Here is a 22,451-nt window from a genome sequence, read left to right as displayed (position 1 = left end):
AACCTTTTTCAATACAATTACTGGTAGGAGAAGATTTACATGGTTGAATATGTGATTTAGAAGATTAGCAAGCAGATATAAAGATATAGTTTTCAAGGATTTGCTGGATATTAAATGTTTCATGTTCTGCTGGAGAAAAGTATAAAGGATTTATGAAACAGGTTTAATTACTTATTTTTTAGGCACTTCTTTGCAGTCTTCCATGAATGACGGACAAAATCGGGTAGGCTTCCATATTCTTGAACCCAGTTTTCAAGAAAATCTTTTGTTTTTTTGTCAGATGGGTAACCACTTCCAAAATCAATTCCAATCTTTTTCCTGAGTTCTGCAACACGTCTGTCACGTGTAACTTTTGCAATGATAGAAGCAGCAGAAACAATAGGATACTTGTCATCGGCTTTATGCTCTGAAACAATAGTGATAGGTTTACTTACATTTTGAGTATAATTCTCAGTAAGCTTCTTCCCGAAGCGTTCCGCCTTTACATCAGCAGCATCTACATAAGCGGTATCCGGCTGGAGATTCTCAAGAACCTTTGAAAAACCTACAACCATAATTTCATTCATGGTCATTATCCTTCGCAATTCGTCGATCTGGGATGGGCTGATTTCAAGAACAAAAATCTTTAATGCATATTTTTCAATTTTGAGGGCAAGATCTTCCCTGCGTGATGGACTTAATTTCTTGGAATCTGCAACTCCAAGGTTATTAATTGAGTGGAGTTTGTCTTCTTCTGTGAGAACCCCTCCAATGCACATTGGACCAATTACGGGTCCTTTGCCGGCTTCGTCAATTCCTGCAATTCTCATTTTGCCTCATCAGATGAACATGGTAAATATAACATATGCAATGGTCATCATTATTATTGAGTGTTTCAGTCCTGCAAGTATTCTTCCTTCACCCATCGCACCCGCCATAAGGCCTGAACTGAGTCCCTGTATTAGGGCTGCATGCTTAAATAGGCGTGTATAATCCTCAAGATTAAAATTTGTAATGAATCCCCCACTGGCTCCAGAAGCAGATACCTGCTCTCCGGCACGTGCCATTTCAGAGAGAAATGTGCTGGATATTATATAGATAACTCCCACAAACACGAGGAATGATATGTAAATGATTACAATATAAATCATCATATTCATTGATCGCTCTCTTTTCATATCCTGATCGGTGGCTGCATCCCTTGCAGCCACCCTGAGCACTTCCCCGATATCACCACTTGATTCGTTAGCTTTGGTAATAAGAGTAAAAGATCTTGCTACAATCGGTGTACGGAGACGGTTTGCAAAACGTATCAATCCGTCATTGATATGTAGTCCCCATGTTATGTCTTTCCATACTTTCTTTACTTCTTTGCTTATTTCATCAGTCTCATTTTTTGCAATCAGTTTAATTGATTCCTGAAGTGTCATTCCGGTTTCATTTGTACTTGCGAGTCTTTTGAGTAAGTCCGGGATACTACGCTCCAGTTTCTTAAGTCTTCTGGACTTTATTTCAAAGAATAATGCAAGTGGTACAATAGCTGTTAAAATACCAAAAAAAACATAATCGTCTACAAAATCGATTATTTCAGTACTTGTATTCAGATTATTGATATTCAGCAAGAATGGTACTATCATTACAATTAGTCCAAGTGGGCCGAAAAGGGCAAGGGAATACTCGGGTTTTTTAATGAATGGCTTTAGTGGGTTACTAACATATAACTTTAATTTCAAAAACTCCTTTGATTTGATGAACCTTTCATATTTTTCCCTTTCAGCAATCTTTTCGTTTGTTTCATCGATAGGATTCCCCTGCTCATCATAAACCGGTTTCAGGTGGTCCGGTATTTCAGGAATATCATGTTCAAGTACTACTCGGGTCTTAAGGATTTGTGGATCTCCCATTTCGCCGGGTGTAATGATACTGATCATCACCACAAACATGAGGGTACCAATCGGGAGAACTGCGTAAATGATGGCATATACCATGGTCTCTGATCCGGATCCCATTACTGCCATCATGACTCCAAGGATTATGATAAAAAGGGGCCCTGCAACAAAAGCGGTAACATATGATTCTGCCAGCAATGCCAGTGTTTCCAGGAAACCTTTTTGGTCTATTATTGCCTTTTGCAGGTATTGTTCCGATTTGTCCTGAAAATATTTTACAACATCTCCCCCACTATCTATTATTGTAAGGAGGTTGTAAAGCAAATCCTGCATTCTCTCAGAAGGTGTTGTTTCAGAGACTTTTGAAATAGCAGAACGAAGATCGTGTCCGAAAAAGTCCATTTCTCTGATAATCGTGTCTATTTCCTTTGACACTTCTCCATAAGTTTTCTCAGAGTTTGCTAGAGAGTGGAAAACTTCGATTATATTCATTCCACCTTTGCTCAGTGCATACATGAACGTAACCGCATAAGGTAGTTGCTGATCAATTTTACCTTTGCGTTCACCTGCCTGAAATGAAGGGTATAGTAAAAAAAGTGCATATGTAATTACTCCAAAAAAGAGGATGGAGCCCACAATCAGGATTCCTGCAATAAAAAAATCTCTAAATAGCAGCAGCCAGGCGAAGGATTCATTAATCCTGATATTTGTGAGTTGTTCGGGTAGTCCGAATACAACAAGAATCACGTATGCCAGTGTAACCCCTATGAACATTCCAATAATGGAAGCAATCAATGAACAAAAAATAGCAGTGGAGATATACATATCGTAAGATGTAGGAATTCGTGCCTGCTTGAGTTGTAGTTCAAGATTGACATATTTCTCTCTTCGATTACGTATGCGATCTCCAAACAGAGTAAATGCTATCTTCTGAATGATATGAAAAACATTTTTTTCGTAGGATGCTGTTTTATCTTTTTTTGTTTTATTAGTTATTTTTCTTTTTAGTTTATTAAGGTTGAATTTACTTTGTTTTTTCTTTGGTTTGGAGCTTTTGACTTTATCAGGAGTTTCGGCCAGATCGATTTGTTCATCCAACTCGGGTATATTGTTTTCAGGTTCGCTTCCCGGGTTTGAAAGATCATTTGTTTTTTCTTCAAATTCTGTCACTTTTACCCCGCCTGACCTATTAATAATCCAAACCCAATTTTGCCATCAACTTGTCAGGGATTGATTGATATTCATTGATTATGGATGAAATTGTTTTAAAATCGAAGATTTTATTCTCGATCATATATTCCATGATCCTTCTTCGATTATCGAGTTCCTGAGAAATCCTGTCATTGTTCCATCCTCTACGCATTTTGATCTCTTCAAGAGCTTTTGATTCACCTGTTTTTCTGAAAACGTCTCTTGTAGAATCCCATGTGTAGATATCGCTTGTCCTGATGTTCCTTGTATTAGGATCGATATCAATAATCTCTACAAGTTTAATATTCCTTCTTACCCTTTTTCCCTTCGAATATGTCTGTGCCTGAATGCTCATGATGTCAAGTGCCTGGATCATGTTACGAGGAACACTGATTGGTGGGTTTTCCAGCCTGTGGATGGCTGATGCAACCGAATCCGCGTGCATGGTTGAAAAGGTGGTATGCCCTGTTGACATTGCCTGAAAAAGGGTAAGTGCTTCATGACCTCTTACTTCACCTACAAGCAGGTATTCGGGACGCTGTCTAAGAGCTGCCTTTAGTAAATCATACATGTCGATGGCTCCTCTATCGTCAGCAGTGAATGAATCCCGTGTAACTCCCGGGATCCAATTGATATGCGGTAGTTTTAATTCCCTTGTATCCTCCAGAGTGACTATCTTAGCTTTTGTCGGAATGAAAAGGGATACTGCATTGAGTGAAGACGTTTTACCGGACGCGGTACCTCCAGCAAATATCAGGCTCTTGTTGTTTTCGATACAAAGCCAAAGATAAGCCATTTGTTCAGACGAAAAGGTTCCCCAATTTATCAGATCAACAGGACTAATTGGTTTTTCATTGAATTTACGGATGGTAAATGTACTACCGTGAGTTGTCACACTGGTTCCCAGTGTCATCTGGATCCTTGAACCATCCGGCATTGTCGCATCAACCATGGGTTCTGCGATTGAAATATGCTTACCGCTTTTCTGGGCAAGTTGGATTATAAAAGAATCGAGTTCCTCTTCCTTAAAAATTATGTTAGTGGCAATATTTTGATATTTACGATGAAACAGGAAAATTGGTTTATTGTGTCCGTTTCCTGAGATGTCTTCGATTCCACCATCATGCATGAGGCCATCAATTTTTCCAAATCTTACAAAATCTCTCTTAATATAATACAGAATCTTTGCAAGCATTATAGGGGTTACTTCAATGTCATAGTCCCGAACAATCTTTCTGACTTGTATTTCAAGTATTTCTTCCTTATCACTTTCTTCGGAAATTTCTTCAAAAAGTAAAACATTCCTGAGACGATCTTTTATTTCTGTCAGGAATACTTCTTCAAATTCGGTAAGTTCCGGCTCAACTACATAGTAAAGATGGTCGTTTATTTCCGGGTTATACAAGATCACAGTAAAACAATATGGTTCTTTGAGCCAATATCTTTCCTGTTCTACATAATTCTCAATACCATTGAAAACAGCCATATCTCCGTGTTTTTCCGGATCATAAGCTTCTATTGGTTCACTCTCATTTTCAAATAATTTTCTGATCTTGCAAACGATGTCTAATTTTCTTGTGAATTTATCCTCCGTCTTTGGAGCAGATGCATCTTTTACTTCTGTATTGTCCTGACTTTTTAGAAGTTGTTCAGATTCTCCAATTTCAGATTCTTTGATAAGATCAGTATTTTCTTTTTCTGTACCTTCAAATTCTGTTTCCTTCTCCTTTGGAGTTGATGAACTTTTTACTTCTGTGTTGTCCTGGCTTTTTAGAGGTTGTTCAGATTCTCCAATTTCATATTCTTTGATAAGATCGTTTTCTTCTTTTCCCGGACCTTTGGACTCTGGAATCTCTGATTCTTCATTGTGAATGTCGATGTTCTCGATTTTTGAAGCAAGGAACTTTGCATCCTTTGTATCGTCTTCTTTGACAATTATTGTGGGATTAAGGGGACGGCTTTTAATAACGTTTTGCTCTGATTTTTTTGGAATGAATATTTTTGGTCCAAATGATTTTTCTTTGTCTGTTTGGGAAGCCATTTTTCGTTTATACCTTTGCGTATCATTGGAATAAGTATTTTTATTCTCCCGTTCATCGTCAGTATGCATTTTGTATCCCCAGAGCTTCCTTGTGATTTATCTAATGATCTAGATGTATGTGCAAAATAATAACTGTAATTAGTGATATAATGTTTTTCTATAAATTTCAATGGTTTAGCTCTTCTTCGGCGAAATGGCTGAAATATTGTCTTTTTTTGGATGCCAACTACACATTTTGATAAATGTGAGTATATTAACATAAAGTGCAATAAATAGGTGCATGAAATCACGACTAACATGTAAATACCTCCAATTTGCGATGAAAAAAGCAAAAGCCAGCATGACATGTCAAGTATAGATGAGCGCTCAATGAAATCTAAGTCTTAATTTTCCATGTATTGCTTTTTATATTTTCCAGCATGAAAAATGTTTAAATCATAGACCAGCATGTAGAATACACCCACACTATAAATTGGCCGAGGGATTCCTATGCCTATAATAACACTGGATTACAACGACCTTGAAGAGCTTACCGGCATTGACAGGGATACAATTATAGATCGTATCCCAATGATCGGTGCAGATATTGAAAGAAAAGAAGAATCATCCATTGACATTGAGTTTTTTCCCGATCGCCCCGATCTTTACAGTGTTGAAGGCGTAGCCAGAGCAATGCGTGGTTTTATGGAGATTGAATCAGGTCTTCCTGAATACACCACTACCGAGTCAGGTGTTGAGATATATCTGGATGAAAAAATTGCGGATATACGTCCGGTGTTGGGTTGTGCAATCATACGCGGAATCAAGTTCACATCTTCTTCAATTAAATCTCTCATGGATCTTCAGGAATCCCTTCACTGGGGACTTGGAAGGGATCGCAAGAAAGTTTCTATCGGAGTCCATGATCTTTCCAATATTACTCCACCATTTCGATATATAGCAGCAGATCCGGAATTTGAATTTGTACCGCTTGGCTTTACAGAACCCATGAGCATGCGTGAAATCCTTGAAAAGCATCCCAAGGGAGTTCGCTTTGCAAGCTTGCTTGAAGGCTTTGAATACTACCCGCTCATCAAAGACGCCAATGACAATGTACTCTCTTTCCCACCAATCATTAACGGTACTCTTACAATGGTAGAAGAAAGTACAACAGACCTTTTCATTGATGTAACTGGTCTTAGCAAGGAAGTCTATATTGCTCTTAATATAGTGGTTTCTGCTCTCGCTGAAAGAGGCGGTCGAATTGAAACGGTTAAAGTAATCTATCCAGACGGGAGCACACAAATTACTCCTGATATTTCTCCCAGTGTCCGCCAGCTTACCAAAGAAGAAGTCGAATCTCTTATTGGTAAAGAAATGACGGTGGATCAGATCATTTCATGTCTTGAGAAAATGCGCTTTGGTGCAAAAGATATGGGAAATGGCAATATTGAGATTCAGGTTCCTTCTTTCAGAGCTGATATCCTTCACAGCTACGATCTTATAGAGGACATTGCAATTGGAATCGGTTATGATAATATCGAGCCAGTGACTCCCCAAATCGCGACAGTTGGGGCAGCACATCCGCTTTCCATTCTCGGGACAAGAATGCGTGAGATCATGGTTGGTCTGGGGTACATGGAAGTTATGCCATTTACACTCACAAGCGAGAAAGTACAATTTGAATGGATGAGACGTCCGGAACAGGAAGGAATTACAAAAGTCTTGAAACCGATTAGCGAGGACCAGACACTTGTTCGTCCTACTATATTGCCGAATCTCATGGAAATTTTATCATTAAATCAGCACCATGAGCTTCCTCAGCGTCTTTTCGAAGTAGGCGAAGTAGTAACTGATTGCAGGAATCGTATTCATCTTGCAGCAGTATCTATTCACTCACAGGCAAACTTTGAAGAAGTCAGAGAACTGGTGGATGCTGTTATGAGGGAGAGATGCGTGGAATATAGGACTGCAAAATCAGATGATCCGGCATTTATTCGGGGAAGGGCTGCCGATATTTTCGTTGATGATATATGTGTTGGTGTAATGGGTGAATTCCATCCTGAAGTACTTATCAACTTTGGTTTGGGACATACTACAGTAGGTTTTGAACTGGACATTACTCCATAATAATAGAAGCGGGCCTGCCGCGATTCGAACACGGGTCAATGGGTGTCTCCGAAACTTAACTTTCACAGTTCTCCGAAGCCCATGAGGATATCCGCTACCCTACAGGCCCAGTGGAATTAACTATAATGATGTCAGTATTAAACCTTTCTATGCTGTTTTAAGTAGTTTTTACGTCACCAAGTCCGGTATTGAAGTAAAAGGGCAATAAACAATAGCAAAACTCCAAAAATATGCCTGAAATGTATCTTGAGTCTCCAGTCCAGTCCCAGTTTGCTGGTATACATCAGGCGGGAGCCTATCTGGCTCCCTGCAAGTACTGTAATGCAAAGTGCTGCAAGAAATGGGAGCTCAATATTGATGTCAGTAATATGTGCCAGAAATCCTGAAAGGGAAGAAAATGTAACAACCAGCATTGAAGTTGCAGGAGCTTCTTTTGTGCTGTATCCAAGCATCAGCAATATTGGAACTATAAAACTTCCTCCGCCCAAACCCAAGAGACCGGTAATCACTCCGATAAAAAAGCCAAGAATGGAACCAAAAAAAATCTTTTTTTTAAGGGGAATTGAATGGACATTCATTTTCTTTTCTTTTGATTGGATTAAGATTAAGCCGGTGACAACAAGGGTGATACTGAACAGTAGGATGAGTGTTTTTTCAGGCAGTATCCCGGAGAAATAAGCACCAACAGGTGCTCCAACTACCGCCATGATTATGATTGGAAAGGCTGTGTGAAAATCGGTAGCTTTTTTTTGGATGTAAGTGATTGATGCAGAGCCGGCTGTTATTAGATTAAGCAAAAGCGCCAGGGGAATTGCAACAAGCAGATCCATACCCATCAGATAAAACAAAGGGACATAGATGACTGCACCTCCAAGACCCAATAGAGCAAAAAGAGCAGAAAGGCAGAAAATAATAGGAATAAATTCTAATAATTCGAGAAGTGGCATGATAGTTTCCTTTTAGTCATTACCAAAATGCAAGTAGCGCTGTTTGAAGATACTTATGTTTTTCCGTGTTCCAGCGACAGCAATAATGTCTCCAGGAAGCAATTTTCGTGACTCAAAGTCTTTAATAATAACTTCTTCCCCTGATTGTATTCCAATTATCCGGCATCCCATTTGATGTATCAGGTCTAATTCTTTTGGGCTTTTCATTGCAAGAGCAGATTTTTTTGGAATCTGGTATTTTTCTATTTCAATTCCTTCATACAAGACTAATTCTTCCTTGAGTTCTTCACAATCGATGTGGCTGCAGGTAGCCGTAATTTTTGCAAGCATTTGTCCAGCAACAATTGAAAGGGATGCAACATAATCTGCTCCAGCTTTGTAAATCTTCTCAATAGAATCAACAGAATTTGCACGGGCGAAGATATTTGTACGATTGTTTAATCCCCTTGTAATCAGAGTTGCAAAGATCACACTGGTATCATTGTTTAACGTAATAATGACATTTGATGCATTTTCAATTCCTGCTTCTCTAAGGATGTCTTCTTCAGTAGCATTTCCAATAATATGCTTAAAGGGAGCCTTTTCTAGAGCTTGTTTAGACTTATCTACTACAACAAAGTCCACATTTTCATCTTTTAAAATTTCGACAATGTTTTTTCCGACATCTCCATATCCAAGGACGATTATATGGTCAGTTTGCATGTTACCCCCCCTCCACGTGCCATTCTCTTAAGTTCGGACAGCTGTTCCAATGTACCGGTTGCAAGAAGAACAGAATTTTCACGAATGATATCGGATGGTTTTATATCAAAATTCAGGATGCCGTTTTTCCGCATGCCAACAATGCATGCACCGGATTCTTCCTGGATCCTGGAATTCGCAAGAGTTTTGCCAATTAATTCACTTTTAGGATATATGGGAATTTCTACTATGCTATAATCCTCAAAGAAATTTATAGCATCCGTCAGGTTTTTTGAACATCGATCTAGAGCCTTTTTTCCCAGGTATCTCCCAAGAACAAGTTTCGGAGAAACGACCCTCTTAGCACCAGCATATTTGAGATATTTTACATTGGAAATCTCTTCGGCTACTGCAATTACATATAGTTGAGCAAGGTTTGTTGCAGTCAGGACAATATTTGCGTTTTCCTCATCCGTCCTATTTGCAATCAAAAACCGTGCTTTCTCGATGTTTGCGTTCTTCAGGGTTTCTTCATTTGTTGCAGAACCCAATATGCAAGGTAATTTTCTTTTTATCAGTTCTTCTACGAGTTGCTCATCTTCTTCTATTATGAGGAATTCAATATTTTGTTCCGCAAGTTCTTCAATAAGAGTCTCAACACGGCGATTGTATCCACATATGATAATATGATCAGCCAGATTAGGTGGGGCTCTGATGGGTAATTGTGTACGAAGTGTCTTTTCAAACCAGGGTGTGACTACGAAAGAAATCAGTATTCCAAAAACCATGGTTACCCCTGAAAGCTGGACCACCATAGTGAAAATTTTTCCAGCTTTGGAAGTGAGAACGATATCCCCATATCCTACTGTTGTAACAGTACTGATCACCCAATAAGTTGCATCAATGATGTTTACATATTCTGTTTGTCCTTCGCTGGAAGCAAAATAAAGGAACAAGAGTATATCTATTATGATTAGTGAGATTACAGTAATAATATGTTTTGCCAGCGGTTTTTGTAAAATGGATGAAGATTCCATTCATATTCCCTCTCTTTAGAAGCCGTGCACAAGGTATGGACCAAATATCATAAAAATAAAAGACATGATAATTAGAATTGTAAATCCGGCTGCCACCGAGGACGAAAGCTTTTTAGCGTTTTCATTATCCTTGACAATTCCAGCAATAATTTTCTGAAGATAATCACGGAAAACATGTCCCCCGTCCAGTGGGACTGCAGGCAAACAGTTGAAGAGACCGACATAAAAATTCAGCCAGCCGACCCAGAGTAAGGTGTTTGCAATCCAGAATATTCCTACGCCAAGAGGTTCAGCCCACCCAGTTGGTTGATAAAGCTGTAACAATGTTCCGCTAAATCCGGGGAAACCTTCTCCTGCAAAACCTACTATTGGTAGTCCAAAGAGGATTAGCCAGCCACTGATGCCGAGAAGCATTGAAGGAATGCTTTTGAGAAGTTCAAGATATTCTTTTGCAGGGTATTCAACAACGGTTATCCCAAGAGGTGTTTGGTGGATGCCATCCTGAGCATAATATATCCCGAGAAAACCTTTTTCAATTCCAGTATCAGGGTGTTTGGCTAGTGTGATCGTATAGGATTTAGGTTTCTTACTGCTTGTGGTTTTTACCAGCAATTCAATTTCCTGTCCTGCAGTTGTGCTGTTCATATATGAAATAAAATCTTCTGAAGTTTCAGTTGGATTTCCGTCAATTTCCAGAATAACCATTCCGGCTTCTAGACCCGCTTCTTCGGCAGGTGAATCATCCACTATATCAGTTATTAGAATGCCTGTTCTGATTTCATCACTCACTCGAAGTACTGTCACATCATATGGTTCAATAATTCTATCTTTTGATGCATAAACCGTTACTACAGAGCCGTTTGTCAGTGTATCCGTGTAAGTAATGAGTTCGCTGACGTTGGCAATCTGGACATCATCAATTCCTGTAATTATCATTCCCTCTTCAATTCCGGCATCTGCTGCGGAGGATCCATTTTGCACATTCATTACCATTGCGTTTCCAACTGGTGCAATTGCTCCCAGAATAGGACCAAAAAGGAGTGTGAAAGCAATTAAAGCCACAATGAAATTGGACATTACTCCGGCGGCAAGGATCCGAGCACGTTGCTTTCGTGTGGCTTTCGGGTTTGCTCTGCCAAGCACATTTCCCGTCTCATCTTTTTCTTCTTCTCCAAAAAGTTCATTTTCATCCGGTTCGGCAAATCCGCCAATTGGTACTATTGCAACCAGTAGTCCCATGGATTTTACGCGGATGTCTTCAACTCGGCAGAGAACTGCATGTGCAAGTTCATGTACCACGAGGGTTACAACAAGTGCAATAATTCCCCATGTGAGAGGTATGAATTCATTGATTCCGGGTATCAGGAAAATATTCCTTGCTTCATTAAATTTCCCTGGTTCAGGCATGGAATCTGCTGTAAGGGAAGAGATCATGGCAATATCAGAGACAATGACCACAAGCAACATGGCAAGCATGCCAACGAACATCAGAACAATACCAATATCAGCAAATGCTCTCCAGAAACTGCGAGGTCTTGCAAGCCAGTTGAGGAGCCCCTGTCCCCGGAGTGTTCTGATCATGAGAACAGGTCCATAAGTAGAGATGTTGTATTTAGCAAGCACTCCACGTTTTCCAAGCATGCCTACGATTATCCAGTAAATAAAAAAGCCTACCAATGCAGTTGTTGTATTGATCAAGATACCTCTCCGCTGGATTAATATTAATGTTTAGGTGTAACTTTTTGTATTAAATTCACTGGTCTCTACAGATGAGACAAGTGGCTATATTGCTATATTACATTGATTCCTGTGGGAATGCACCAAACTGCTGGCTGAAATTCAGCTGGTCAACTTCTTCCCAGTCTTCTACAATTTTCCCATCTTTAATGCGACTTATGGTAATTCCACTAAACCTGACTGGCTGTTGAGAGGGCATAACTCCCTGAAAAGCTCTTCTGTGAGTGCCCACAGCCAGCCATCTGGTAACAACTTTATCTCCCTCTGCAATAATGTCCTTAACCTCATACCTCAGATCAGGTAGTGCATAATGAATTGATCCCATAAACTCCATTAGCTGATCACGATCAAGATCTGAGGTTCCAAAATGGATAAGGTAATCCTCTGAACAGTATTCAGAAACAATTTCCGGTTTCCAGCCTGCAGTTGCAACCTTCATAACTATTTTTTTGTTTTCTTCCAGTATTGAGGGATTTGCGTCTTCCATTGTGCTTTAGAAAGTGATATATTAGCTTATAAATGTTGGCAGGATGCAGGGAATTTCTTTTTAGCTTTTCATTCTTGCAAGGTAGACATTGCAGATAAATCCAAGAATTTCACAACAATTTTACTATTATTAAGAAAATTCATTATTATATTTCCTTCCTTGCATAGAATTGCATAAAAATCTTATTTTTCTGTAAAAAGCGAAAATGTATCTTAAATAAAATTTTCTATTAAATCATAAAATATTGGTCTTGAGGCGGATCTGATTAATAATATTTGTGAAAGTAACATGGAGGAAACATGTTTTTATGTATATAAATGTGCTGATAGGTGCTGATTATATAGGATTATGCAAAAATTGCAAACTAATGAAATTAGAACGGTTTATGGGCTAATTTAATATCTCCATAGAATTATCAAATTCAGAAATTTAATTAAAAAAGTAAAAAAGAAGTCTTCATGCATTCGCATGAAGATTCCTTAAAATAATTAAACATGTCTTCAGAAAGGCCTGTTGTAATTGTGAATGTTGTGTTCAGGTGCAACGTCCATCATATCTTTCTTTTGGGCACGCATCATGTCATCGACTTTGAGAACCATTGTTGCAACTTCAGATGCTGAAAGAATTGCCTGTGTCTTGACCCTGAGAGGATCGAGAATACCTGCTTCTACCATGTTTTTGACATCACCACTATAGACATCAAAACCGGCGTTTGCATCCTCAAGGTGTGCAGCGTGAAGTTTCAGGATTATGTCCATCCCCTCAAAACCTGCATTATCGGCAATTGCCCTAGGAACAGCCTCAATAGCATCCGCAAATGCAGCAATAGCAAGTTGTTCTCTTCCACCGATTGAAGATGCGTATTCCCTCAGTTTCTGTGCGACTTCGAGTTCTGAAGCTCCGCCACCTGCAACTATCTTTTTGTCCTCGTAAACGGCTTTAACAACTCTGAGGGCATCATCAAGTGTTCTTTCCAGATTATCGGTAACATGCTCAGTGCCACCCCTGATCCGTATGGTGATCACCTTAGCATTTGGGCATTCACTCACAAAGATGGTTGCGGGATCGGTGTCACCTTCCTGCTCGACCCTTCCGGCATCTCCAAGGTCTAATGCCTCGATTTCGTGAGGTTTCTTGACTATTCTTGCACCGGTTGCATATGAAAGGTTTTTCATATCATCGTCATTAACTCTTCTGATTGCAAAAATTCCAGCTTTCTGAAGATAATGGACAGCGTGATCATCAATATTCTTGGTAGTGAAGACAGCAGTTGCACCACTCTCGATAATCTTGTCAACAACAGCTTTGACATCAGCATCTTCTTGTGCCAGATATGCTTCCAGTTCCTCGGGCGTTTCAATCTGGATCTTGGATTTGTTTGTGGTTTTCCTGACTTCAAGAGGTGCATCTAGTAAAGCAATTTTTGCGTTTTTAACCAGCTTTGGCATTGAAGGGTGAAGGCGGGACTTAAACAAAATAATACCTTCAACTATTTCAGTATCTGATACTGTTTCGCTTGGATCCTGCCTCAAAATGATATCATCGTCGATATTCATCTTACCATCTTTGGCAATTTCAAGGGCTGCGTCAACACAGAGCTTTGCAATTAAATCCCTGTCAGTTTCACTACTTTTTCCGGAAATAGCTGTTTTTGCAACGGTTTCCAGCATTTTGCGGTTTTCGCTAACGTCAACTGCAAAATCATTGAGGATTTCAACTGCTTTTTCCGTGGCAAGGTTGAATCCCTTTATAAGAATTGTTGGATGTACCCCTCCCTCAATCAGTTCCTCGGCTTTCTCAAGCAATGCACCTGCAATGACAACAGCACTGGTAGTTCCGTCTCCTGCTATATCTTCCTGTGTTTTTGCAACTTCCACAATCATTTTAGCAGTGGGGTGTTCGATGTCCATTCCTTTCAGGATCATGGCTCCATCATTTGTAACCACAATATCGCCAATTTCGTTGACAAGCATCTTGTCCATTCCTTTCGGACCAAGAGTTGTTTTCACAATATTAGCAACTGCTTTGGAAGCAGCGATATTCATGGAAAGAGCATCTTTTCCCTGCCTGTGTTCTGTGTTTGGGTTTATGATAAAAATCGGCTGACTACCATATTGTCCTGCCATAGGTTTGAACCTCCTGATGGATAATCATTATATTGAGAAAACTAACTGTATATGGTTCTATAAATACTTTTTGCAAAGTCTGGCAATCATCCATTTTTGCTCAAAATCCATGCTTTCCATCCAACTGTAACATAAAGATAAATGGCCGATGTTTTTTATCCTATTATCAAAAAAACAGTTGATTCTGCCGGCTTTATTCTTGTCAATGCTTCATAGTCAAGACATTTATATAGTACCGATATCTAATATTTCCAGTAACTACTTACTGAAAAATTATGAAAATTGGTATTGAAATGGAAGATATAAAAAATTTCAGGACCCTGTATATCAAGAGCATGATAGTTCCTGCGCTTGAAAACCCCCTATAATAATTGGATGGTCAAGAATAGTGGTCTGAGGGACCTGAAGAGATGCTTTAATGTCATCGTGGATTATTGCCAGCAAATGGTTTTGCATTGTAATTAATATTCAAAAAATTAATTGAATATAGTGAAAATATCAGGACTGAGGGGAGAAATAAATGAATCTGAATTTAAGACCTTTCTATCTGGTCTTTTTTGTTCTTTATATTGTTTTTGTGGGAGTGGCTGCAGCTGGCTTTACAGATGGGGAGATATGCGTAAAAGCAGAGATAAAGGAATTAAGTCCCAGTTATGTAGATATTGATGAAGAATTCATCCTCGCTATAGATCTTGAGAGCTGTGGATCCAAAGCCCCTGAAGACATTACATTTGAAATAATTAGCATTCCTTCAGATATCGTCGTCACTGAAGATCTCGTAACCACAATTGATGAATTTTCTTATTCTACAAGTGAAAGGCATCTGGTATATCACATGAGAACAACTCCTGATGCCAAGCCCGGTCCTCATATTATCAAGATGAAACTTAACTATCCAAATAAAGGCCTTGAAACCACAAAGTATTATGAAGTTGAAGTTAGGGTGAGAGGCGAGGACGCTGAACCAAGGATATCTTCCGTCACGACAAATCCTGAATATATCTATGAAGGGAATACTGTAGACCTAACGCTGGTTATTGAGAACTATGGCGAAGCAATTGCAAAATCTGTATCTGTTAGTCTGAACCATAATTTTGAAGGGATTAAGAAATCTACAATCGGAACCCTTGACATAAATGGCAGCCAGAAAGCATTGTTTAAGTTCAAGGCAGACAAGGCAGGTGAATTCAGCATTCCTGTCATTATTGAGTATGAAGATGATTTCGGCAGGCAAGCGATGAATATAACATCACGATAACAGTGCTTGATAAAAAAGGAAGCCTGAACCTTGCATCTGTTAAGGTCGATCCTGTGATCCCCACTGTTGGCGATACTGTCGAACTGACCATGAGAATCGAGAACTCCGGTGACAGGACAATAAATTCGATCAGAGTATATGCAGATCATCCATTCAAAGGAGTAAAAGAAGCCTTTATCGGAACCCTTGATCCAGATGAAGATGGTCCTGCTGTCCTGACCTTCATAGCTGATGAAGCAGGGGAATATGAAATCCCTGTTACCATTTCATATATTGGTGATTTTGGTGAAGAGCAGGTCGAAACGAGCATCAACGTTATTGTCTTGGAAAGTGAGAGTGGGGCAGGAACTGCTGTGATAGTCCTGCTTGTCCTGATAGTTATCGGAGGATTGGTCTACTATAATTACAGGACAAAAAAGTCAAAAGATGAGATAATCAAGCAGCTAATGGAAGGTAGCAATAACTCTGCTAAGAACAAAGAAGAATAAGAGGTCTCGTCGATATGATCGATGATATGAGGGTGGGAGCTCTCATTGCAGCAAGCAGCATAAAAAGAGGAAACAAAAAAACACTCGCATTTATCATTTTTGTTCTCTCGCTCATTTTTATGAACTTAGTGTTCCTTCCGTCAATGATTGGGGGAATGACTGTCCTGTTTACCGGGATTATGCAGGATTACCCATTCGGGGATATTGTAATTGAACCCTCTGGGGATAATACCTACATTAATGATGCTGATAGTGTCTTGCAAAAGACCCGGGCTGTGGAAGGGGTAAGAGCTGCAACAAAGAGACTGGATGTGGGTGCATCCATTGAGCACAAACAAAAAGTTGTAGGGGTGACTATAACCGGGATGATTCCCACGGAAGAGTATGAGATCTCACAATATCCTTATAGTATAATTGAGGGGGATTTCCTGGGAGATCTTTCTAGGGATGAGATAATCCTTGGTTCCATAATCGCAGGCACAAGTACAACTTTAGGAGATATATATGATGACCTTGGTGAAGCCAGAGTCGGATCGCTTGTTGACGTAACATATAGTAATGGTGTGAAAAGGACCTATAAGGTCAAGGGCATTATGGAAGGCAATTTTGAACTTGTTGATCTTAATGCACTGGTCCACTACAAAGAAATTGAAGAAGTATATGGTCTGGAAGGGAGTAAAGCTACCAGTGTGGTTGTAAGAGTTGACCAGCCGGGGAGTGAAGATCAGATTAAGGACAAGATAAGGGATGCCGGGGTGAATGAACAAATATTCACATGGGCGGATAAATCAGAGACGCTTATACGGCAGGCACTACAAAGCATGGGTGCCATAAATGTCATGTCTGAGTTTGTGAGTTTGATCGTGGGTGCTGCATTGATACTGATCATAATCTATATCAACATACTTAACAGGAAAAAGGAGATTGGGATTTTAAAGGCAATAGGCATTACCCCGAGATCGATAGTATTTTCTTATGCCTTCCTTAGTCTGTTTTATGTTTGCTCAGGGATAGTTGCGGGATTGATCTTATACTTCTCACTTATGATTTATTTCCAGGCGAATCCTGTGGTATTCTATGAGACTATGATAATAAGGCCTGTGATAGATCCTGTGCTGCTGATCCGGAGCATAATTACCATGCTGATACTATCAGTGATAGCCGGAACACTCCCTGCATGGAGTGTATCAAAAGAGAGCATACTCAAAGCCATATGGGGAAGATAAATGATTGTTGTTAAAGACCTGAAAAGATATTATGGCTCAGGTGAAACTGCGGTCAAGGCTCTCAATGGTGTTTCGTTCGAAATAAAGAAAGGAGAGTTCGTAGCGATAATGGGAGCATCCGGTAGTGGCAAGACTACACTGCTAAGGATCCTGGCATTGCTGGACGATGCAACCGAAGGGAAATATACCATTAGGGGATTGCAGGTTTCAAACCTGCCGGAAGCAGAACGAAGTTATTACAGGTTAACGCAGGTAGGTTATGTTTTTCAGGATTATGCACTTATTAATGAGATGAGCGCAGCGGAAAATGTCTATGTGCTTTCCATGATGGAAGGTAAATCCAAAAAAGAAGCCTATATGGTAGCGCTTGAAGCGCTGGACAAAGTTGGCCTGAAAGATAAACCCGACAGGGTTCCGGATGAACTTTCCGGCGGTGAAAAACAACGAGTCGCCATAGCACGGGCCATAGCAAAGAAACCCGACATCATGTTTGCTGATGAGCCCTGTGCAAATCTGGATACCAGAAACTCCCAACAAGTGCTGGAAGTATTCAAGGAATTGAATGATAAATATGGTCAGACAATTGTTATGGTGACACATGAACCATGGCACGTTAACTATGTTGACAGGGTTATAACCCTTGAAGACGGAAAGATTATTAGTGATGAAATAATGAGCGAAAGAGGCGAAAATAATATCTGACTTCCCTATTTATGTTGTTGGCTTTACATTTTTTTCCGGCCAATCTCGATATAGTTAATCTGCTCCGCTTTCTCAACGGCAAATATCATTTTCTTGTGGACACTGTTTGAAAGCCTGATTGCTCTTGACATTACGGGCAGTGAGAACTCATAATTATTCGGGATTGCATGTATGAGAAACTCTGAATGGGGCAATTTCTCAAGTGATTTCACTTCCCTGTAGACCCTGAAATGTGTGCCAAACTTAAAGCCGGTTTTAGGAACAAAACCCAGACTTCTCAGATCGGAATATGCGGCGAATTTCAGGCTGAAATCCTTCTCAATACTGGATGCTTTTTCAACAAAATCGTCAATTCCAAGAATTTCGTCGGATTCCATGGAATGTACTTTTAAGACGCCTTCACTCAACAGATAGCCACCTTCAACCAGTGAAAGCTGCAATCTTTCCTGATCAAGGGGTTTGCCGTAAAAACCGTTGTTAAAGAGAGTATCGGAAGCGGCTTGGTTCCATACTACAATACGATCTTCAAGGAATGTTGCATCCGCAGTTAGTTTGGGATGAGGCTTTTCCATTCCTCCACGAAGTTTGCTGCTTTTCACTTCATAATACGTAATGTCACTTTCCTCGTCCACTACTGTCAGAACAAGCTGCTTACGCATGTTTTCTGCAGTTTTTAAACACTGTAGGAGTTCTTTTACTTTTAGTGGCACCCTTTCGGATTGAACATAAACAAGGATCTTTGCGGGTCCGCTTCCCGGATTGCTGCCCCGGGGGTAAACTCTGAAATCCACTGCAGAAGGCTGTACATAATATCCACGTTCCTTGAGATCCTTGTAAACGATATACTTCAGTTCAAAAGCAGACTCGATGGTAGCTGCCTTTTTGAAAAAATCCCGGAATGTAAGTTCTTTTCCGGATTCACTGATTGTCAGCTTCTTCCGATAAAGCAGATATGCAGCCTCGATTAGCGTTAACTCAAGTTTATTGTTTTTTGGTCTTCCGTGGAATCCCTTTTTGTAGAACTCTTCAATTGCATTATTGCCTGCAACAACACGATTCTTTTCTATTCTGCCAATCAAGAGCCTGCACCTTCAATCAAGGATTAATGTCTATTGACGTTTTAAGGCTTTAACATTGTTTCCCTTACTTATTATTTGCCGCAACTTTGCCTGTATTCAAAGGCAGCATCTACAAAAGAGATCGCAAAGTCCCGGTAGGAAGCAGCTTCAAGATGGGCATAACAACCAAGGGTTTTATTCACCATGAGACCATCCCATCCTTCACGGATCCCGGTTCCGCGTGTGATCTTAATGGCAAATTTGGCATCATCAGGGATGTCTCGGATTTCCGAATGATGGAATTCATGACCAATAAACGAATTTCCTTTTTTTCCGATTACCGTATCACAATCCAGTGTTCCATTATTGTAACTTACAACCCTTGTAAGACCCATGATTGTGTGACCAGGTAAGGCACCTACCATCTTGTATGTAGATTCAGGCATCTCTGCCATATTGTATGCACCTTCTCCTTTGACACCAGTGGTGAGTTTTTCGGTGAGGTACATGAGCCCTCCGCATTCGCCGTATATCGGTAATCCCAATTTTGACGCTTCGAGGATTGCTTTTCTTATGGAATCATTTGCTTCAAGTTCCTTGGCAAAGAGTTCGGGATATCCTCCTCCGATGTACAACCCGTCTAGCTCAGGTAAGCTTTTATCATGAAGCGGGCTGAAAAAAACCAGATTTGCACCTGCAAGTTCCAACAATTCGAGATTGTTGTGATAATAAAAATTGAATGCTTCGTCAAGGGCAACTCCGATAGTCACTTTTTCTTTCTTGTTTTTCGCATGTGTGAATATCGTCTGCTTTGGTTTTGGCAGTTCCGGAGCATGGTTTGCAATTTCAAGGATTTTATTAAGGTCAACTCCGGCACTGACATGATTCTTAATCGCTTCAATCCGACTGTCGAAGTCATCCACTCTCCTGCGTCCTTCAATTGCAGGTACAAGACCGAGATGGCGCATGGATATCTGTATTGATTTGTCCCGCTTGATTATTCCCAGAACCGGAAGACCTGTGTAATATTCAATGGCCTCGCTGGTTTTTTGCTCATGCTTTTTATTGCCAACATTGTTCAGTATGACACCCACAATGTTGATCTCAGGATCAAATGAAAGATAACCGTTTACAATAGCAGCTGCAGAACGTGTGATGCTTCTCACATCGATTACAAGTATGACGGGACATTTCAGGATTTTGGCAATCTGGGCGGTGCTTCCAATGTCGCTTTTGCTTTCCAGCCCCTCATAAAGTCCCCTCACACCTTCAATGACCGCCAGATCTGCCTTTCCGTCCACTTCACACGCATGGGTAAATACATCAAGAATAGTATTCTCATCCATAAGGTAGCCGTCAACATTACGGGCACGTCTGCCCGTAATTTCGGAATGGTAGCTTGGGTCAATGTAATCCAGTGCCACTTTGAATGGCTGGACTTTATATTCTTTTGATGTCAGTGCTGCAAGCAGTCCGGAAACGATAGTGGTTTTTCCGGAGGATGACCTGTCTGCTGAGATCAAGATGCGTGGAATTGTCACCACAGAACTGTTTTCCAGCTGCATTTGTGAAACCTTACCGTGTGAGTTCCCTCAATCTTTCATCATTCAGTGAACCCGGTATCAAGGATTCGCTACGTGTCATAATTGTTCTTGCAAGCTTGCGGTAGACTTTCGCAATATCTGTTTCAGGCGCTTTTTCAAGAACCGAATATCCGTCACGTTCACAGTCCTGCACAATTTGTTCCTTGGGAATAAATGCAATCATCTCGCTGCCGATTTCTTCGGCAAATTTTCTCACGATCTCTTCCTCACGGCTGACACTGCGGGAATTGCAGATTACACCGTTGAGGTTTGTATTGATGCGTGCCAGCCCCTTGCAGATATTATTTGCTGCATAGAGGGGCATATATTCCCCTGAAGTAAGGACATATGCTTCGTTTACCAATCCTTTCCTGATGGGTGCTACAAACCCACCACATACGATATCTCCGGGAACATCATAGATAATAAGATCCATATCATTCATGGATTTACACAACTGCTTGAGCTTCTGGATAGCAACAATAATTCCCCTCCCTGCACAGCCGATACCTGGTTCTGGTCCACCTACTTCCACGCACAGGACTCCGTTGTAGCCTTCAAAAACAATATCTTCTTCCTTGATGTCTACACCATCCCTGAGTAGATCAAGGATTGTGGGAATACGTTTCCCTCCAAGAAGAGTAATGGACGAATCACTTTTCGGGTCGCATCCTATTATCATTACTTTGTAGCCTTCATCCGCACAGGCAGCAGCCACGTTGGAGGCAGTGCTTGATTTACCAATTCCTCCCTTGCCGTATATAGCGATTCTTTTCTGTATCGTCATTTATCCACCTTAATCAGATCTTCTGCTACTCCTCTTAATGTAGCGCCAAATTCGGATTCGACAATTTCACGCACACCCAATGTTTTCGGGTGAAGATCAATCTCGACCATTACGTGTTGATGTCCCATTTCCTTTAATGGTAAAACCTGTCTGGGTCCATTTGTCACAGAAATAATTTCCATTCCTCCAAGGGCATCCATTGGGATTGCGTGGGGCACTCCGGTGATTATCGCAAAATTGAAATCCCTGTATTTCTCGTTGATGAGTTTTTTGATGTGCTCGCCGGCAATTGCATACTCATCCAGGCCACCGGTTACTTCGTGAATCGGAATCCCGCGTTGCTCAAAATCTTCTTTTATGTTAGCGGCATGCTCGCGGACTCTTGGAAGCCCCAATTGAGGGTCGATATTTGCCATATTGACAAGGTTTTCTGATTTGCCCATTTTTGCTGCCGCCTCATTGACAGCTGCAGTGATATCTGCAAACATGTAGCCGGTTTCTTTCTTTGCATTCATTATGCAAAGGCCTTTTTTCCCTTTATTTAATAATTCAACGACTCGTTTTGCAACATTGTACTTCATGTCGCCACGTGACGGTTCAAGGTATTCCCTGCTGGCAGCACCATGACGCTTTTCAACATTTGTTGCTTCCTCAAGCAAGTGTTTCTGCCTGTCAAATTCATGCCTGTCAATTATTCCCACGTCAAGAGCTGATTCAAGGGCAAAAAGCACTCCCTTTGTATTATCGTTATATCCTGCATGCACTTCCACTTCAATAACCGGAACATCAAGATTTGCCTCCATTACTGGCTCATGCAGTTCTTCCCCGATTATCATACTTGCACATGTCCCGACAACACCGATAAGTTTTGGGTGAAACATTTCATCAACCTTGTGGAGCATGTTCACCAATTTATCATGTCCTCCAAAGACAAACCCACTTTCATCAAGCGCTGTGGTTACAACACGAATCCCGTCTTCTTCTAGAAGGCGAGCGTGTTTGAATGAACAGCCTGCGGGTCCGTGAAGGATGGCCACATCAACGTTTAGATCCCTGAGAGTATAAAGTGCAGCCACGATTGAACTCGGGCGCGGGTGCATAATAGTGATATCTTCCATGTAAATT

General features: G+C 40.5%; 18 protein-coding genes and 1 tRNA gene. 5 read left to right on the top strand and 14 right to left on the bottom strand.

What is annotated here, in order from left to right:
- Positions 1 to 167: 167 nt before the first annotated feature.
- Genes rnhB through PWQ49_RS07705 form a run of 3 tightly spaced genes read right to left on the bottom strand, consistent with a single transcriptional unit; the run spans position 168 to position 5,169 of the window.
- The gene (gene rnhB, locus PWQ49_RS07715; RefSeq protein WP_300609622.1) at positions 168 to 809 is read right to left on the bottom strand and encodes a ribonuclease HII; all 642 of its coding nucleotides are present in this window, start codon (positions 807 to 809) and stop codon (positions 168 to 170) included.
- 9 nt (positions 810 to 818) lie between these two features.
- Complete coding sequence (locus tag PWQ49_RS07710) at positions 819 to 3,038, bottom strand: type II secretion system F family protein (protein ID WP_300609620.1); 2,220 nt, start codon at positions 3,036 to 3,038, stop codon at positions 819 to 821.
- Between the two features lie 19 nt (positions 3,039 to 3,057).
- Positions 3,058 to 5,169, bottom strand: coding sequence for a type II/IV secretion system ATPase subunit (locus PWQ49_RS07705; protein ID WP_300609618.1), 2,112 nt, complete (start codon positions 5,167 to 5,169; stop codon positions 3,058 to 3,060).
- A 420-nt stretch (positions 5,170 to 5,589) separates the two neighbouring features.
- Here PWQ49_RS07705 and pheT point away from each other — a divergent pair, with 420 nt between their 5' ends.
- Positions 5,590 to 7,209: a phenylalanine--tRNA ligase subunit beta gene (pheT, locus tag PWQ49_RS07700; protein WP_300609616.1), complete on the top strand. Its 1,620-nt coding sequence runs from the start codon at positions 5,590 to 5,592 to the stop codon at positions 7,207 to 7,209.
- A 9-nt stretch (positions 7,210 to 7,218) separates the two neighbouring features.
- Here the strand turns inward: pheT and PWQ49_RS07695 are convergent.
- From PWQ49_RS07695 to thsA, 7 genes are all read right to left on the bottom strand, one after another.
- A tRNA-Arg gene (locus PWQ49_RS07695) sits at positions 7,219 to 7,318 on the bottom strand.
- 64 nt (positions 7,319 to 7,382) lie between these two features.
- Entirely contained in the window at positions 7,383 to 8,156 is a 774-nt protein-coding gene (locus PWQ49_RS07690) for a sulfite exporter TauE/SafE family protein (protein WP_300609614.1), read from the bottom strand.
- Positions 8,157 to 8,168: 12 nt separating this feature from the next.
- Positions 8,169 to 8,858: an NAD-binding protein gene (locus tag PWQ49_RS07685; RefSeq protein WP_300609612.1), complete on the bottom strand. Its 690-nt coding sequence runs from the start codon at positions 8,856 to 8,858 to the stop codon at positions 8,169 to 8,171.
- Entirely contained in the window at positions 8,840 to 9,874 is a 1,035-nt protein-coding gene (locus tag PWQ49_RS07680) for a potassium channel protein (RefSeq protein ID WP_300609610.1), read from the bottom strand. Before PWQ49_RS07680 ends, PWQ49_RS07685 begins: the two co-directional genes overlap by 19 nt.
- 15 nt (positions 9,875 to 9,889) lie before the next feature.
- Positions 9,890 to 11,572, bottom strand: coding sequence for a site-2 protease family protein (locus tag PWQ49_RS07675; protein WP_363321840.1), 1,683 nt, complete (start codon positions 11,570 to 11,572; stop codon positions 9,890 to 9,892).
- Positions 11,573 to 11,669: 97 nt separating this feature from the next.
- Positions 11,670 to 12,098, bottom strand: a complete 429-nt coding sequence (locus tag PWQ49_RS07670; protein ID WP_300609608.1) for an ester cyclase — start codon at positions 12,096 to 12,098, stop codon at positions 11,670 to 11,672.
- Positions 12,099 to 12,598: 500 nt separating this feature from the next.
- On the bottom strand, positions 12,599 to 14,224 hold the full coding sequence (gene thsA, locus PWQ49_RS07665) for a thermosome subunit alpha (RefSeq protein ID WP_300609606.1): 1,626 nt from the start codon (positions 14,222 to 14,224) through the stop codon (positions 12,599 to 12,601).
- Positions 14,225 to 14,744: 520 nt separating this feature from the next.
- Between thsA and PWQ49_RS07660 the strand changes: the two genes are divergently transcribed.
- The 4 genes from PWQ49_RS07660 to PWQ49_RS07645 are packed head-to-tail and all read left to right on the top strand — an operon-like array spanning position 14,745 to position 17,898.
- Positions 14,745 to 15,482: a CARDB domain-containing protein gene (locus PWQ49_RS07660; RefSeq protein WP_300609604.1), complete on the top strand. Its 738-nt coding sequence runs from the start codon at positions 14,745 to 14,747 to the stop codon at positions 15,480 to 15,482.
- Positions 15,483 to 15,484: 2 nt separating this feature from the next.
- Positions 15,485 to 15,970 carry a hypothetical protein gene (locus PWQ49_RS07655; protein WP_300609602.1) on the top strand — a complete coding sequence of 162 codons (486 nt, stop codon included), beginning with the start codon at positions 15,485 to 15,487 and terminating at the stop codon, positions 15,968 to 15,970.
- A gap of 14 nt (positions 15,971 to 15,984) precedes the next feature.
- Entirely contained in the window at positions 15,985 to 17,196 is a 1,212-nt protein-coding gene (locus PWQ49_RS07650; protein ID WP_300609600.1) for an FtsX-like permease family protein, read from the top strand.
- Positions 17,197 to 17,898, top strand: a complete 702-nt coding sequence (locus PWQ49_RS07645) for an ABC transporter ATP-binding protein (protein WP_300609598.1) — start codon at positions 17,197 to 17,199, stop codon at positions 17,896 to 17,898.
- 23 nt (positions 17,899 to 17,921) lie between these two features.
- Here the strand turns inward: PWQ49_RS07645 and endA are convergent, their stop codons facing one another.
- The 4 genes from endA to cfbD all read right to left on the bottom strand — a co-directional run bounded on the left by endA (position 17,922) and on the right by cfbD (position 22,450).
- Positions 17,922 to 18,977, bottom strand: coding sequence for a tRNA-intron lyase (gene endA, locus PWQ49_RS07640; protein WP_300609596.1), 1,056 nt, complete (start codon positions 18,975 to 18,977; stop codon positions 17,922 to 17,924).
- A gap of 71 nt (positions 18,978 to 19,048) precedes the next feature.
- Positions 19,049 to 20,521, bottom strand: coding sequence for a Ni-sirohydrochlorin a,c-diamide synthase (cfbB, locus tag PWQ49_RS07635; RefSeq protein WP_300609594.1), 1,473 nt, complete (start codon positions 20,519 to 20,521; stop codon positions 19,049 to 19,051).
- A gap of 10 nt (positions 20,522 to 20,531) precedes the next feature.
- The gene (gene cfbC, locus PWQ49_RS07630; RefSeq protein ID WP_300609592.1) at positions 20,532 to 21,326 is read right to left on the bottom strand and encodes a Ni-sirohydrochlorin a,c-diamide reductive cyclase ATP-dependent reductase subunit; all 795 of its coding nucleotides are present in this window, start codon (positions 21,324 to 21,326) and stop codon (positions 20,532 to 20,534) included.
- Positions 21,323 to 22,450 carry a Ni-sirohydrochlorin a,c-diamide reductive cyclase catalytic subunit gene (cfbD, locus tag PWQ49_RS07625; RefSeq protein ID WP_300609628.1) on the bottom strand — a complete coding sequence of 376 codons (1,128 nt, stop codon included), beginning with the start codon at positions 22,448 to 22,450 and terminating at the stop codon, positions 21,323 to 21,325. The genes cfbC and cfbD overlap by 4 nt, the downstream gene beginning before the upstream one ends.
- Position 22,451 lies beyond the last annotated feature (1 nt).

The sequence above is a fragment of the Methanohalophilus sp. genome (assembly GCF_030156785.1).
GTDB lineage: Archaea > Halobacteriota > Methanosarcinia > Methanosarcinales > Methanosarcinaceae > Methanohalophilus.
The sequence above is the reverse complement of the archived record's forward strand: the minus strand, read 5'-3'. Positions and strand labels throughout refer to the sequence as shown.

Excerpts from the sequence above, each read along its gene's own strand:
- rnhB (WP_300609622.1), bottom strand. The coding sequence starts at position 809 with ATGAGAATTGCAGGAATTGACGAAGCCGGCAAAGGACCCGTAATTGGT.
- PWQ49_RS07705 (WP_300609618.1), bottom strand. The coding sequence starts at position 5,169 with ATGCATACTGACGATGAACGGGAGAATAAAAATACTTATTCCAATGAT.
- pheT (WP_300609616.1), top strand. The coding sequence starts at position 5,590 with ATGCCTATAATAACACTGGATTACAACGACCTTGAAGAGCTTACCGGC.
- PWQ49_RS07690 (WP_300609614.1), bottom strand. The coding sequence starts at position 8,156 with ATGCCACTTCTCGAATTATTAGAATTTATTCCTATTATTTTCTGCCTT.
- PWQ49_RS07685 (WP_300609612.1), bottom strand. The coding sequence starts at position 8,858 with ATGCAAACTGACCATATAATCGTCCTTGGATATGGAGATGTCGGAAAA.
- PWQ49_RS07680 (WP_300609610.1), bottom strand. The coding sequence starts at position 9,874 with ATGGAATCTTCATCCATTTTACAAAAACCGCTGGCAAAACATATTATT.
- PWQ49_RS07670 (WP_300609608.1), bottom strand. The coding sequence starts at position 12,098 with ATGGAAGACGCAAATCCCTCAATACTGGAAGAAAACAAAAAAATAGTT.
- thsA (WP_300609606.1), bottom strand. The coding sequence starts at position 14,224 with ATGGCAGGACAATATGGTAGTCAGCCGATTTTTATCATAAACCCAAAC.
- PWQ49_RS07660 (WP_300609604.1), top strand. The coding sequence starts at position 14,745 with ATGAATCTGAATTTAAGACCTTTCTATCTGGTCTTTTTTGTTCTTTAT.
- PWQ49_RS07650 (WP_300609600.1), top strand. The coding sequence starts at position 15,985 with ATGATCGATGATATGAGGGTGGGAGCTCTCATTGCAGCAAGCAGCATA.
- PWQ49_RS07645 (WP_300609598.1), top strand. The coding sequence starts at position 17,197 with ATGATTGTTGTTAAAGACCTGAAAAGATATTATGGCTCAGGTGAAACT.
- cfbB (WP_300609594.1), bottom strand. The coding sequence starts at position 20,521 with ATGCAGCTGGAAAACAGTTCTGTGGTGACAATTCCACGCATCTTGATC.
- cfbC (WP_300609592.1), bottom strand. The coding sequence starts at position 21,326 with ATGACGATACAGAAAAGAATCGCTATATACGGCAAGGGAGGAATTGGT.